This is a genomic window from Streptacidiphilus monticola (assembly GCF_042658505.1).
GTDB lineage: Bacteria > Actinomycetota > Actinomycetes > Streptomycetales > Streptomycetaceae > Streptacidiphilus > Streptacidiphilus monticola.
In genome coordinates this window covers 116,549-129,851 of sequence record NZ_JBHSQJ010000007.1, presented here as the reverse complement: position 1 = coordinate 129,851, position 13,303 = coordinate 116,549, and the positions used below count along the sequence as shown (strand labels likewise).

The 13,303-nt window shown below is 73.1% G+C and carries 13 protein-coding genes; 1 reads left to right on the top strand and 12 read right to left on the bottom strand.

Translation table 11 applies throughout. The annotated features are described in order from the left end of the window. Positions 1-263: 263 nt before the first annotated feature. Together ACFP3V_RS02665 and ACFP3V_RS02660 are read right to left on the bottom strand one after the other, a co-directional pair. Positions 264-632, bottom strand: coding sequence for a (2Fe-2S) ferredoxin domain-containing protein (locus ACFP3V_RS02665; RefSeq protein WP_380579229.1), 369 nt, complete (start codon positions 630-632; stop codon positions 264-266). Then, on the bottom strand, positions 629-2,551 hold the full coding sequence (locus ACFP3V_RS02660) for a heavy metal translocating P-type ATPase (RefSeq protein ID WP_380579227.1): 1,923 nt from the start codon (positions 2,549-2,551) through the stop codon (positions 629-631). The genes ACFP3V_RS02665 and ACFP3V_RS02660 overlap by 4 nt, the downstream gene beginning before the upstream one ends. Positions 2,552-2,625: 74 nt before the next feature. Here ACFP3V_RS02660 and ACFP3V_RS02655 point away from each other — a divergent pair, with 74 nt between their 5' ends. Further along, entirely contained in the window at positions 2,626-2,973 is a 348-nt protein-coding gene (locus ACFP3V_RS02655; protein WP_380579225.1) for an ArsR/SmtB family transcription factor, read from the top strand. On the opposite strand, the gene ACFP3V_RS02650 is transcribed toward ACFP3V_RS02655, so the two are convergent. From ACFP3V_RS02650 to ACFP3V_RS02605, 10 genes are all read right to left on the bottom strand, one after another. Then, positions 2,961-3,491, bottom strand: a complete 531-nt coding sequence (locus ACFP3V_RS02650; protein ID WP_380579223.1) for a GNAT family N-acetyltransferase — start codon at positions 3,489-3,491, stop codon at positions 2,961-2,963. The genes ACFP3V_RS02655 and ACFP3V_RS02650 overlap by 13 nt on opposite strands. Then, complete coding sequence (locus ACFP3V_RS02645) at positions 3,488-4,051, bottom strand: helix-turn-helix domain-containing protein (protein ID WP_380579221.1); 564 nt, start codon at positions 4,049-4,051, stop codon at positions 3,488-3,490. Before ACFP3V_RS02645 ends, ACFP3V_RS02650 begins: the two co-directional genes overlap by 4 nt. Position 4,052: 1 nt before the next feature. Beyond that, positions 4,053-4,730 carry a phosphotransferase gene (locus tag ACFP3V_RS02640; protein ID WP_380579219.1) on the bottom strand — a complete coding sequence of 226 codons (678 nt, stop codon included), beginning with the start codon at positions 4,728-4,730 and terminating at the stop codon, positions 4,053-4,055. 92 nt (positions 4,731-4,822) lie between these two features. Further along, entirely contained in the window at positions 4,823-5,989 is a 1,167-nt protein-coding gene (locus ACFP3V_RS02635) for a hypothetical protein (protein WP_380579217.1), read from the bottom strand. Between the two features lie 83 nt (positions 5,990-6,072). Beyond that, on the bottom strand, positions 6,073-7,728 hold the full coding sequence (locus ACFP3V_RS02630) for a hypothetical protein (protein ID WP_380579215.1): 1,656 nt from the start codon (positions 7,726-7,728) through the stop codon (positions 6,073-6,075). Beyond that, positions 7,725-9,080 carry an ATP-binding protein gene (locus tag ACFP3V_RS02625; protein ID WP_380579213.1) on the bottom strand — a complete coding sequence of 452 codons (1,356 nt, stop codon included), beginning with the start codon at positions 9,078-9,080 and terminating at the stop codon, positions 7,725-7,727. Before ACFP3V_RS02625 ends, ACFP3V_RS02630 begins: the two co-directional genes overlap by 4 nt. A 21-nt stretch (positions 9,081-9,101) precedes the next feature. Next, on the bottom strand, positions 9,102-10,640 hold the full coding sequence (locus ACFP3V_RS02620; protein WP_380579211.1) for an SCO6880 family protein: 1,539 nt from the start codon (positions 10,638-10,640) through the stop codon (positions 9,102-9,104). A 3-nt stretch (positions 10,641-10,643) separates the two neighbouring features. Further along, positions 10,644-11,912 (bottom strand): hypothetical protein, encoded by a 1,269-nt coding sequence (locus ACFP3V_RS02615; protein WP_380579209.1) that lies wholly within the window; start codon positions 11,910-11,912, stop codon positions 10,644-10,646. Then, complete coding sequence (locus ACFP3V_RS02610) at positions 11,902-12,708, bottom strand: DUF8175 domain-containg protein (RefSeq protein WP_380579207.1); 807 nt, start codon at positions 12,706-12,708, stop codon at positions 11,902-11,904. The genes ACFP3V_RS02615 and ACFP3V_RS02610 overlap by 11 nt, the downstream gene beginning before the upstream one ends. 207 nt (positions 12,709-12,915) lie before the next feature. Continuing rightward, positions 12,916-13,224 (bottom strand): hypothetical protein, encoded by a 309-nt coding sequence (locus ACFP3V_RS02605; protein WP_380579205.1) that lies wholly within the window; start codon positions 13,222-13,224, stop codon positions 12,916-12,918. Between the last annotated feature and the right edge of the window lie 79 nt (positions 13,225-13,303).

Genomic DNA, 13,303 nt, shown 5'->3' with positions numbered 1-13,303 from the left:
GCCGGTGGCGCGTGGCCGTCGGAGTACGGGCGGCCGGGCGGGACCTGGTGGGGTGGTGGCGGCTTGGCGAGAGTGGTGCCTCGAGTGTCGTCAACCCGCCATGTTGGCGGGGGTCGGCGGCAGGCAGCCGGTGGGGTGGTGGCGGGTTCGCGAGAGTGGGGGCGGGGCGGTCGCCAACCCGCCACGGCGGTGTGGCCGGGCGGGCCGTTCCCGGAGGTTCCGGCTGGCGATGCCTGCGCGGATCGCGGGGGCTCGCTCGGGCGTCAGTCGGTGTCGAGCGCGGCGCGGATGCGGCGGGACGGGGAGAAGACGTAGAGGTCGAGCATGCCGGGAGGGTCGGCCTGGCCGGGGCCGCCGGCGGCTGTCCAGGTGGCGATGTCGGCAGTCGCTTCGGGGTCGTTGACCAGGCCGAGCCAGACCGGGCGGGCGCCGGCGGCGCGGGCCGACGGGGTGGGTTGCACCACGACGACATTGGCGTGCTCGCAGGCGTCGAGGCAGTCCACGACGCGGAAGCGCGCGGTGCCCGCGCAGGCGGCGCGGAGTTCCTGGAGCTGCCGCGTGTGGTCGACGCCGGGGATCTTGCCGGTGCCGCAGCAGCAGCCCCGGCACAGCACCACGGTGGGCTGGGTCACGCGTTCCTCCAGGCGGACTCGCGGAGCAGCCGCAGTCCGTTCAGTCCGACGACGACGGTGGAGCCCTCGTGCCCCGCGACGCCGAGGGGCAGGGGGAGGGTCCCCACAAGATCCCACACGACGAGGCCGGTGATGAACAGGCCGGCGATCCAGAGGTTCTGGACGACCAGGCGGCGGGCCCGGCGGGAGAGGGCCACCACCCGGGGGACGGCGGCCAGTTCGTCGCGGACCACTACGGCGTCCGCGGATTCCAGTGCCAGGTCGGAGCCGGCCTGGCCCATGGCGATGCCGCTGTGCGCGGCGGCGAGGGCGGGGGCGTCGTTGACGCCGTCGCCGACGACGAGGACCCGGTGGCCGGCGGCGCCCAGTTCGCGGACGGCGGCGACCTTGTCCTGCGGGAGCAGTCCGGCGCGCACTTCGGTGATGCCGACACCGGCGGCCAGGTGGGCCGCTGCTTCCGGGCTGTCCCCGGTCAGGAGAAGGGGCGGCCGTGCGGTGGCGGCGGCGAGTGCGGTGACGGTGGCGGCGGCGTCCGGGCGCAGCCGGTCGCTGAGGTGGAGGAGGCCGACCGGACGGTCATCGTGGAGGACCACCACCTGGGTGTTGGTCTGCTGAGCGGTCGTCAGCTCGGGGGCGAGTCGGTCTGGGCGGCCGACGGTGACGTGTGCGCCGTTGACCCGGGCGGTGACGCCGATGCCGGGTTCGGCGGTGAAGTCGTGGGCCGGTGGAACGGCGAGTCCGCGGTCGCGGGCGGCGCTCAGGATGGCGCGGCCGAGGGGGTGTTCACTGCCGTGCTCGACGGAGGCTGCCAGCGTGAGGACCTGATCGGCTGTCAGGTGGCCGAGGGGACGGACGGAGACGACGTGGGGTGTGCCCTCGGTCAGGGTGCCGGTCTTGTCGAGAGCGACCGCGTCGATCTGTCCGAGGCGTTCCATGACGACGGCGGACTTGACCAGGACGCCGTGGCGGCCGGCGTTGGCGATGGCCGACAGCAGCGGCGGCATGGTGGCCAGGACGACGGCGCAGGGGGAGGCGACGATCATGAACGTCATGGCCCGCAGCAGTGTGGGGGCGAGCGCTGCGCCGAAGGCGAGGGGAAGCGGGAACAGCAGCAGGGTGGCGGCCACCATGCCCAGGGAGTAGCGCTGTTCGACCTTCTCGATGAAGAGCTGGGTGTGCGCCTTGGTCTCGGACGCCTCCTCGACCAGGGCGACGATCCGGGCGATGACGGAGTCGGCGGGGTCGCGGGTGACGCGGACGGTCAGGGCGCCGGCGCCGTTGAGGGTTCCGGCGAAGACGTCGCTGCCGGGTTCCTTCGGTGCGGGCATGGGCTCGCCGGTGATGCCTGCCTGGTCGACGTCGCCGGCGCCGTCGAGCACGATGCCGTCCGCGCCGATGCGTTCGCCCGGGCGGACGAGGATCGTGTCGTCGACGCGCAGGCGTTCGGCAGGGACGGTCTCCTCGCTTCCGTCGGGGCGGAGCAGGGTGGCGGTGGCGGGTGCGAGGTCGAGCAGGCCGCGTACCGAGTCCGCGGTGCGGGCGGTTGCCAGCGCCTCCAGGGCGCCGGAGGTGGCGAAGATGACGATGAGCAGCGCCCCGTCGAGGAATTGGCCGATCGCGGCCGCTCCGAGTGCGGCCACCACCATCAGCAGGTCGACGTCGAGGGTCCGTTCCCGCAGGGCCCGCAGTCCGGCCCAGCCGGGTTCCCAGCCGCCGGCGGCGTAGACGAGGGCGTAGAGCGGTCCCCAGGTCCAGGCCGGTGCCCCGAGCAGGTGGAAGGGCAGCGCCACGAGGAAGAGCACCAGGGCAGCGGCCGCCCAGCGGGCTTCGGGAAGCGCGAGCACTCGGGTGCGGCGGGGTGCCGCGGGCGGGGCGGCCGGCGGGGCCGGGGTCTGGAGCAGGGTGGCCTGGGCGGACATGGGCCCAGGCTACAGGAACGTATGAACAAGGATTCAATCCTTCAGTTCTGGGTGCCCTCGGTACGATGGTCGGCATGGGCCATGGAGCAGCACCTGCGGAGCAGGTCCCGCGCACGCGCCTGGACGCGCCCACGGCTGAGCAGGTGGCGACGACGCTCCAGGCCCTGGCCACGCCCTCGCGGTTGCTGATCCTCTCCCGGCTGCGCGAAGGCCCGCTCTCCGCTTCGGAGTTGGCAGCCGAGGTGGGCATGGAGCAGTCGGCCTGCTCGCACCAGCTGCGCCTGCTGCGCAATCTCGGCATGGTGGTCCGCGAGCGCCAGGGGCGTTCGGTGATCTACTCGCTGTACGACCAGCACGTGGCGGCGCTGCTCGACCAGGCGCTGTACCACGTGGAGCACGTGCGCCTGGGTCAGCCCGACTGAGTGCGCAGCTGCTTGTAGTAGAAGGAGCAGTCCTTCAGGGTGCCGTCGGGCGACGCGGCGTAGGCGGGGACGAGGCCGTAGCGGGTCCAGCCGGTCGCCGCGTACAACCGGTCCGCCGGGCTGTCGGTCTCGGTGTCCAGGACGAGCAGGGAGACGTCCGCCCCGCGGGCGGCGGCCTCCGCGGTGTCCAGCAGGGTGCGGGCGAGGCCGCGACCGCGGGCGCGCGGGTGGACCATCAGTTTCACGATCTCGGCCCGGTGCCGGGCGTTGGGCTTGGACGGCAGGGCCAGGCTGATCGTGCCGACGAGGTCGCCGGTCCCGTCGTGGGCTCCCCACACGCGCAGGCTGCCGGCCGCGACCGCTGGGCTGAGATCGGCCCACCAGGCCTGTGCGGCGGGCGCGTCGAAGGGGTGGACGAAGCCGAGCGAGGCGCCTGCGGCGACCGTGTCGGCGAGCAGGCGGCCGAGCGCGGGCAGCGCCGCGGTGTAGGCGTCGGCGTCGAGTTGACGGATCGTCATGGCAGCACCACGGCCAGGACGTACCGGGCCTCTGCGTCCCCGGGCACCCGGAACCGGGAGGAGCCCCAGAGGCGGAAGCGCAGGCAGTCGCCCGGCCGCAGGAGTGAGGTCCGGTCGTTGGCGGTGATCTCCAACTGGCCCTCCAGCAGCCAGATGTGCTGCTCCAGCCCACGCACGGCCGGCTCCGTGTACGCGATGTCCGCGCCGGGGGCGAGCCGTGCCTCGATCAGCTCCCCGCGCAGCGTGGGCAGCGGCGGGGAGACCTGGCGGCGGACGAAGCCGGAGGCGTCGTCGCGCCAGACGGGCTGCTCCGAGGCGGGCAGCAGCTGCGGCGGCTCGGCCTCGACTTCGGCCAGCAGCCAGGACATGGTGATGCCGTACGCCGCGCAGAGGCGGCCCAGCAGCGAGGCGGTCGGGCTGATCTCGCCGCGCTCCAGTCGGGACAGGGTGGACCGGCTGGCGCCGGTCCGCTCGGCGAGCTGGTCCAGCGACCACTCGTGTCCGGCGCGCAGCCGGGTCAGGCGCGCGGCAAGGCGCGCGTCGAAGTTGGCATCTCCCACATCAGGGAATGTATCCCAGATCTGAGAACTGGCTCAAGGCCCAGCGGGCGTCGGTCCGGTAGCGCAGGTCGTGACCCTCGGCGACATGGCGGGCGAAGGCCGGATGCCCCGCGTCCGCCTCGGCGTGCATGAAGTCGACCAGCGCCTCCAGGCGCTCGGCGACCGCCTTCCCCAGGCCGCGCAGCTCCTGCTCGGACAGGCCGTAGCCGTCGGCGAACAGGCGCAGCCGACGGCGGGCCTCCGGCACGGGGACCGGCCCCTCGGCGGCGTCCGGCGCGTAGAGCGGGACGAAGCGGTAGGCGGTGTAGGCGACGTCCCACAGCCGAGGGCCCGGATGGGCGGTGTCGAAGTCGATGAAGGCCACCGGGAGCCCGTCCCGGAACACGGTGTTGTACGTCGCCGCGTCCCCGTGGCAGACGACCTCGACGGGTGTGCGGACCGGCAACTGCCACACGTCCTCCTCGGGCCGCAGCGGGAAGTCGGCGGTGGCGTCGTGCAGTCGGCGCAGCAGCCGGGCCGCGGCCACCAGGGCCGCGTCGCTGCGGACCAGCGGGGCCCCGAAGTCGTGGCCGACCTCGCCCGGCAGGAACTCCACCAACTCCGTGTCGCCGTCCAGGCCGTGCGGCCGCGGCGCGCCGGTGAAGCCCGCCTCGGCGAGGTGGGCCAGCAGCCGCTGCACCGTCGCGCTCCAAGGCCCGGCCGGGCGGCGGACCAGGTTCCCCTCGCGGCGGACGGTGTTGACGCCGCCGGTGAGCTCCTCGTGATCCGCCGTCAGGAGTCCGCCCCCGGCCGGTCCTTGCCCAGGTCCACCGGGGAGTCCGCCACCGGCGGAGCCTGCGGCGGGGCCTGCGGTGGGGCCTGCGGTGGGGCCTGCGGCGGGACGTAGGGGTGCGGGGCGAGGTGGATACCGGCCTCAGCGGCGAGGTGCACGTCCAGGCTCTCCCGGCGGATCCGGCGGTCCACGTAGAGCAGGCCCATGGTCACCGGCTTCACCGGCTGGACGAGAACCTGCAGCAGCATCCAGACCGGGACGGTGAGCAGGGTGGTCAGCAGCATGGACAGCAGGTAGGCCAGCGGGTTCAGCTCCGCCGGGTCGCTGGGCAGCGTCGGGGAGCTGGTTCCGGTCACGGCCATCGCCACGACGGACAGCGGGGACAGTACGAGCTGGACCGCCAGGCTGCTGGCCAGGCTCGTCAGCAGCGGGATGCCGAGGCTGCGCCACCAGGCGCCCTCGTTGAGCCGCCAGGCCCGCCTGAAGGCCGCGAGGGGGCCGCTGCCCTCCAGCACGATCACCGGGTAGAGCAGGGACAGCCGCACGTACGCGTAGCAGACGCCGATGCCCGAGAGCAGCCACACCAGGGCGGCCAGCGCGGCGATGCCCGCGTTGCGGGTACCGAGGCCGACGCCCAGGACGAGGGCCAGGCCGGCTCCCTCCCAGACCAGGAAGCCCAGGGCCAGCAGCAGCATGCCGCCGAGCAGGCGCCAGCCGGCGCCCAGCGCCTCGCGCAGCAGTTGACGGGCCGTCACCCGGCGGCCGACGGCGGCGTGCCGCAGCACGGCCGTTCCGGTCAGCGTCCCGGTGAGGTCCATCAGCAGCGCGACCAGCACGAGCAGGCCGGCGCCGGCGCCCAGCAGGCCGACGAGGGACGAGACGTCGTGCCAGGCCGGGTGCCAGTGCGGGTCGGCGACGTGGTCCTGCGCGAGCCGGTAGAGCCGGTGGGCGTCCGGGTAGGCCAGCGCGACCAGCCCGCCGAGCGCGGCGATCGCCGCCGCGCCCAGGACCAGCAGGGGCGCGTAGACCGGCCAGAAGTACCGGCTGAGCGTCTGCACGACGCCGCCGAGGACGTCCCCGACGGACAGCGGCCGCAGCGGGACCACACCCGGCTTCGGCGGTGCGGGGATGCGCCCCCACGGGCTGGGCGGCACCTGCCAGCTCATCTGCAACGGCCCTCTCGTCTTCGTCCGTAGTCCGGTCGGAAGAGTGACTGTATGTCAGGCGCGACCGCGAGGACGAGGTGCTTTCACTGCGCGCTCCACTCCCGCAGACCCGGCGGCGGGCCAGGATCGACGGTGGCGCGGTGGTCCGCGGTCGTCCACAGGCTGTGGACGACGTCCTCACTCCAGCGGGCACGGGCCTGTTCGAAGGACCGCAGGGTCAGCACGGTGGTGAGGTCCGCGCCCCGGTCGACGAGCCGGGGGAGCCCTGGCGCGGGCGCGACGGCGGCGATGTCGTCGAGGACGAGCGTCGCCTTCGGAGGAAGCCGGGTGAGCAGCTCGTCGAGGAGCGCGGTCAGCAGCGGCATGGTGCTGTGGTCGGCGGCCCGCACGCGGGCCTCGGAGGCGGCGCCGAACAGGTAGAGCGGGCGGCGGCCTGCGACCACGTCGTCCAGGTCCAGGCCGTCGTCCTGCGGACTGCCGCTCGGCAGGCAGGACTTGAGCACGTGCAGCTCCTCCAGGCACGCGAGGGCGGCCCGGACCGGCTCCGGCGCGTCGGGCCTGGCGGCTCTCCGGGCGACGTGGCGGATGGACCGCCCCTCGCGCGCGGCGGCCTCCAGCCAGGCGGCGAGCGCCGCCTCGGCGTCGGTCCCGTCCCTGCCGGGGCGGAGCCCCGGCGCCAGCAGCGCGCGGCCCCCCGCGGCGGCGACGGCGGGGTCCGTGCAGCCGCCCTCCGGCGCCCAGGCCAGGCCCGTGGTGTCGGCGAGGAGGTGGCCGGGGTCGTACAGCGCGGCGTCCCGATGCGCGGGCCGCTGCTCCCACAGCGCCCGGTCCGCGGTGACCACCACCAACGCACCCGGCGCCTTCCGCGCCGCCTCCGCCAGCACCTCCCTCTTGGCACTCCGCGCCCCCACCTCCGGCACGAGCACACACGTCAACCCCGCACCCCCTGGGCCACCCATGCCGGCGCGAGCGCCCCACGCCCTGAGGGTCGGGGGCGGCACCTGGGCTGGGCCTGCTGGGGTGGCGGTGCCCTGGGGCGCGGGGGCTTCGCCCCACGTCTCCGAGACGCCTGACGGCACGTCAGGGAGGCCGGCACTGACGGGGCCGGAGGCCGGGCGGAGGGGCGGGGAGGACGGGCCGGGCGCCGGGTGGCCGCGGCCGTGAGCGGAGGCGGCCGGTGGCGGGGCCTCGCGGCCCACGGCAGGCTCGGCCGCGTAGGGCTGAGGAGCGATGCGGGCCCCGGGGTGCACAGCTGACGGGACGTCACTTCCGGGGGGTTCCTGCGCCGCAGGCCGCCGTGCCCACGCGCCGGAGGCGGTCGCGCCGCCTTGGACACCGGGTGGGTCCGCAGGACCCCGCTGAGGCGGAAGCGGGGCGGTCGGCTTTCCTCCGCGGGGAGCGGCGAACCGGGCACGCAGCGCCAGCGTGGCGAGGAAGAGCAGCAGCAGCGCGACCAGCAGCAGAAAGAAGCTCAGCCAGAACGCCGTCGGCGACGGCAGCTGTCCGGCGGGCGTGTCCGGCCAGGCCGCCGGGAGGTCGTTCGGGGCGGTGGCCAGGTGCCGGATGGCCACCGGGGTCGCCGAGAAGCGCAGCGGATGCGGGGCGTGCCCGTGGGTGGCGAACTCCGCCGCCTCCGTTGCCAGCCAGACCGCGCCGGTCGTGCCGAGCAGCAGCCCGAGTATGCCGACGATCAGTCCGTCGGGCACCCCGCCGCCCCCGGCGCGTCCGGGCGTGCTCACGCCGCCGGGTCCTCGGCGAGCTGCTGGGACGCGCGGGTCCGCTCGGCGATGGCCTCCTCCGTCATCGCGCGGTCGGTGAAGACCAGCGGGCGCTCCGCCTCGGTGATGATGTGCTTGACCACCTGCACGTTGCCGTTCACGTCCCACACCGCGATGCCCGGGGACAGCGTGGGGATGATCTCCACGGCCCACCGGGGCAGGCCCAGCACCCGGCCGGTCGCCCGGGCCTCGTCCGCCTTCTGCATGTAGATGGTCCTGGTCGAGGCCATCTTCAGGATCGCCGACGCCTCCTTGGCCGCCGCTCCGTCCACCACGTCGCTCAGGTGGTGCACCACCGCGACGAACGACAGGCCCAGTCGCCGCCCGAACTTCAGCAGCCGCTGGAACAGCTGCGCCACGAAGGGCGAGTTGATGATGTGCCAGGCCTCCTCGACCAGGAAGATGCGCTTCCTGCGGTCCGGCCGGATCCAGGTGTGCTCCAGCCACACGCCCACGATCGCCATCAGGATCGGCATGGCGATCGAGTTCCGGTCGATGTGCGAGAGGTCGAAGACGATCAGCGGGGCGTCGAGGTCGATGTCCTCCGTCGTCGGGCCGTCGAACATCCCCCGCAGGTCGCCGTCGACGAGGCGGTCCAGCACCAGGGCGACGTCCAGGCCCCAGGTCTGGATGTCGTCCAACGAGACGCCCAGCGAGTCGATGGAGTCCGTGTTGGGGCTGCGCAGCGCCTCGATGACGTCCGCCAGCACCGGCTGACGGGTGGTCACCCGGGCGACCACATGGGCGTGCGCGGCCTTGAGGGCGAAGCCCGCCCGCTCCTCCAGGCCCCGCCCCATCGCCACCTCGATGATGGTGCGCAGCAGCGCCAGCTGCCCGGTCGCGGTGATGGCCGGGTCCAGCGGATTGAGCTTGACGCCGCCGGACAGCGCGGACATCGGGTCGAGCCGGATCGGCGTTATCCCCAGCGCCTTGGCGATCAGGTTCCACTCGCCGACGCCGTCCTCGCCCTGGGCGTCGAGGACCACCACCTGCCGGTCGCGGAACCGCAGTTGGCGCAGCACATAGGTCTTCTCCAGCGCGGACTTGCCGTTGCCGGACTCGCCCAGCACCAGCCAGTGCGGCGCGGGCAGCTGCTGCCCGTACAGCTGGAAGGGGTCGTAGACGTAGCCCTTGCCGCTGTAGACCTCGCGGCCGATGATCACGCCGGAGTCGCCCAACCCCGGTGCCGCGGTGGGCAGGTAGACGGCCTGCGCCTGGCCGGTGGAGGTGCGTACCGGAAGGCGGGTGGTCTCGATCCTGCCGAACAGGAAGCTGGTGAACGCTTCGGAGAGCCCGCCGAGGGGAGCCGCCACAGTCCTTCTCCTATCTCCGGGTCAGCGCCGGATGCCGGTTGCGAAGGGCAGGGTGTTGACGAACGCCCGGTGGTGTTCCCGGTCGCACCACTCCAGTTTGAGGTAGCTCTTGCCTGCGGAGGCACGGATCGTGCGCTTGTCCCGGGCGAGCGCCTCCGGCGTGCGGGAGCTCACGGTGATGTAGCCGACGAGGTTCACGCCGGCCGCGCCGGAGGCGAGGTCCTCGCCGCGCTGGTCCACGCGGCCGCTGTGGGCCAGGTCGCGGGGGTCCACGGTGCGGTTCATCTTGGCGGCGCGCGACGCCTCGGCGTCGTCGTTGGTCTTCTCGGTGAGCATCCGCTCGATGGCGACGTCCGTCGGCTCGAGGTCCATGGTGACGGCCACCGTGCGGATCACGTCGGGGGTGTGCACCAGCAGCGGGGCCAGGAAGTTGACGCCGACGGGGGTCAGCGGCCACTCCTTGATCCACGCGGTGGCATGGCACCAGGGCTCGCGCGTCGCCGACTCGCGGGTCTTCGCGCCCAGGTAGTGCGGGTGCGTGGCGTCCAGCTCGGCCGGCCAGGCGTTGCGGCGGGACATGGCCTGGATGTGGTCGATCTGGTGGTCCGGGTCGTACATCGAGTGCAGCAGCGAGGCGAGCCGCGCCTGGCCGAGCGGCTGGCGGACCCGGATGTCGGCCTCGGCCAGCCGGGCGCAGATGTCGGTGAGCTCGCGGGCCATGACGGCCGCCAGTCCCTCGTCGCCGCGGGCCCGGCCGTGCGCGGTGCGGCCCATCGCCTGGGCCTCGGCGGCGAGTTCGCGGGTGTAGGGCATGCAGGCGACCAGGTAGGCGCGGTGCTGCTCGGAGGAGGTGGAGACCATGGCCTGCAGCTGGTCGTAGGACTCCTTGAGCCACTGCGGGGCGTCCGGGTCGCCGCGGCGGGCGACGTCCTTGGCGTGGGCGTCGGGATCGGCGGGGAGGGTGCGGGCGAGCATCTGAAGCCGTGTCACGAAGCCGTCGCCGTTGGCGACATGGCGCAGCAGCGTGCCGAACCGGTCGACCAGGGCCTCCTGGTCCTCGGAGTCGCGCAGGCCCACGCCGGGGCCCTCGATCTCGATGGCGGCGGTGACGGCGCGCCGGTCGAGGTGCAGCAGCACGGCGACCTCGTCCGGCCCGAAGGGCGCGGACAGCCAGCGGATCCGGCCGATGCCGGGCGGCGGGCCGACCTCGACCTCCTGGCCGTTCAGCTTCGTCCCCGCCTCCATGGCGGACGAGCGGTAGCGGGCGGCGGAGGAGCGCACGGTGCGGCGGTAGCTGCGGTTGATCTCGAACCACTTGTAGAAGGTCCGCTTGCGGTAAGGGAGATAGACCACGGCGAAGCCGAGCAGCGGCAGGGCGATCAGACCCAGCAGCCGGATGACGAGCACCTTGACGAAGATGCCCCAGAGCATGCCGAGGAAGGCGCAGAAGATGATCAGGAAGATCTCCCCGGCCTCGCGGTTGCGTCCGATGACCGCGTTCGGCCGGGCCTTTCCGATCAGATACGTGCGCCGGTACTGGCCCACGGGCTGGGTGGACACCGCCTACCGCCCTCCCTTGTCGGCGAACGAGCCGCCGCTGTTGCGCTGTTGGACTGACTCCTTGGGCGCCCCCGCCTGCGCGGGCGGCGTGGCGCTGCGCGCCGCGTGGGCGGCGATCCCCGGCTGGACGCCCCCGGCCGCACCGCCCCGGCCCCCTCCGCCGCTGCCGCCGGACTGCTCCGGCTCGCGGGCGGCGTGGGTGTTGATGCCCTGCTTCATGAAGTTGGCCGGCCCGTTGACGACGGCGCTGCCCGCGCTGATCGCGGACGCCCGGGCCCGGCGCATGGCGACCATGTCGTCGCCGAAGCCCGGCACGAAGCGGTAGATCGCGGCGCTGGCGAAGATGGAGAGGACGAGGATCGCCACGCCCGACGCGACGGTGGAGAACGCGTCGTTCGCCCCGGCGGAGGAGGCGACGGCCCCGGCGAGCCCGAGCACGATGACGATGACGGGCTTCACCAGCACGACGGCGGTCATCATCCCGGCCCAGCGCCGGACGTGCTTCCACAGCTCCTTGTCCACGAGCCCCGCGTAGACGGCGGTGCCGAGCAGCGCGCCCACGTAGAGCATCGCGGCCCGGATGAACATCTCCAGCCAGACGACGGCGGCGGCGAGGATCGCGACCAGGGAGACCAGGACCAGGATGATCGGCCCCCCGCCGATCTTCCCGGAGGTGAGGGTGTCGGCGAAGGTCCCGAGGTAGGTCGCGGTGTCGGTTTTCGTGCCGGCGGCGATGGCCTCGGTGAGCCCGTCGGTGGCGCTGACGACCGTGTAGAGGACGAGAGGGGTGAACGCGGAGGCGATGACGGTCAGCCACAGGAACCCGATGGCCTCCCCGAACGCCTGCGCCATGGGAACCCCGCGCGCCGCGCGCTTGGCGATGGCGAGCAGCCAGAGGATCAGGGTGAGGAAGGTGGAGGCGGCGAAGACGATCCCGTACTGCTTGAGGAAGGCGGTGTTCGTGAAGTCCACGTTCGTGGTGGAGTCGATCCCCGCGGACAGCTTCTTGACCACCCAGGCGGCGGCGGTGGCGCAGCCGTTGGCCAGGGACTGGAGGGGGTCGAGGGTGGAGGTCACGGGGGAGGTGACGTTGCCCCCGTTCCCCTGACACAGCTTGGCGGCTTCGCCGAAGAGGCCCGAGCAGTCGGGAGACGACGATGGTGTCGGAGAGGCCGGAGAGGCCGCAGCTGCCCCGGCCACCTGGAGCAGCAGCAGTTGGAACGCAGCGCTCGCTGTGGTCGCGACTCCGAGTCGGCGAAGCTCAACGTGCATAGCGGAAGCCTCCGAACTGGGTGGCCGCGTCGGCGATGCTGCTGGGGTCCGAAACCGGTTGGCTTCCGCTGATGGGTGTCGGGCCGTCGCTGTCGGCGTAGCTGGTGACCTTCCAGTCGCCGCTCCAGCTCAGTCCGAGCGTCACGGTCTTCCAGCTCTCGGTGACCGGATACTGCGATCCCGTCCCGGCCAAGCCGAAGAGGGTGGTCATCCAGACCTGCACGGTGGCGTCGGATGAGGAGAAGCGGGTGGTCCTGGTGCCCACTGGGACGGCTCGGCACACGAGTGTCAATTTGCCGCCCGCAGTGGCCGTCTGAGGACCGAGCTTCGCGTTGAGGTAGTCGTAGGACTTGTCGAACTTCTGCTGGAGCGCCTGCTGTGCTGGCCCGGCGGCCACCGTGGCGATGACGCCGTGGCGCGAGGACGTGCCGAGCATGGCGTCGGACCAGAGCGCAACGGCGTAGTTCGCGGCGGCGCTCTCCGCCCCCTGCTCGGTCCGGGCGTACCCCGTCGCGATGCCGTTGGTGGTGCCGGTCACCGGGGCGGTTCCCGTCGGGGCCGTGGCGTCGGCCCTGCCGTCGTTGCTGCCCGCCGCAGGCGCCGTCCCCGTCCCGCCGTTCGGGCGTGACGTCGTGCCGCCCGTGCGGTTGAAGATGGCCAGGGCCACCACCAGCACGAAGACCAGCACGAACACCGCCCCCAGCATCCGCAGCCGGCGCCACGCCGCCGCCGGGGCCTCCGGCCCCGTGAGGCCGCGCGCCGGGCGGCCCGGACCGCCTGCCAGGCCCTCGGGCATGCGCGTGCGCGTATGCGGCTGGTCGTCAGACTCGGGCACGGACACGGCGGCGGCCCCCTTGGGACGGAGGAGGGTTCAGGGCAGGCGGCGGAGACAGCGGGCGACAGGGAACAGCCTGGCACCCGGGCGCGGATCCGTGGGACCGGATCGGCGCAATCCACAGCCCTTGCGGCAACTCAGGGGTCGGGTGGCGACTCTGATGACCAGTCAGATAGCCATCCCGTACACAATGGTGAACAACGTCCCCAGCGAACCGATGATGAACACGCCGGTCAGCCCGGCGATGATCAGTCCCTTGCCCTGCTCCGCGCTGAACGTGTCCCGGAGCGCGGTCGCGCCGATGCGCTGCTTCGCCGCGCCCCAGATGGCGATGGCCAGGCAGCCGAGGATGGCCACGGCCATCACCACCTCCACCATCGTCCGGGCCTCCTGGCCCAGGCTGCCGAAGGGGCCCCAGTTGGGCGCGATCCCTCCGATGATGGTGTTGATGTCACCCTTGTTCGCACTCAGAAACAACGCAACCACCCACCTGATCATCATTCAAAACCCCACGCCCGGCCGTGGCGTAGGGCTCAGCCCTATTCTTGGCCAGATC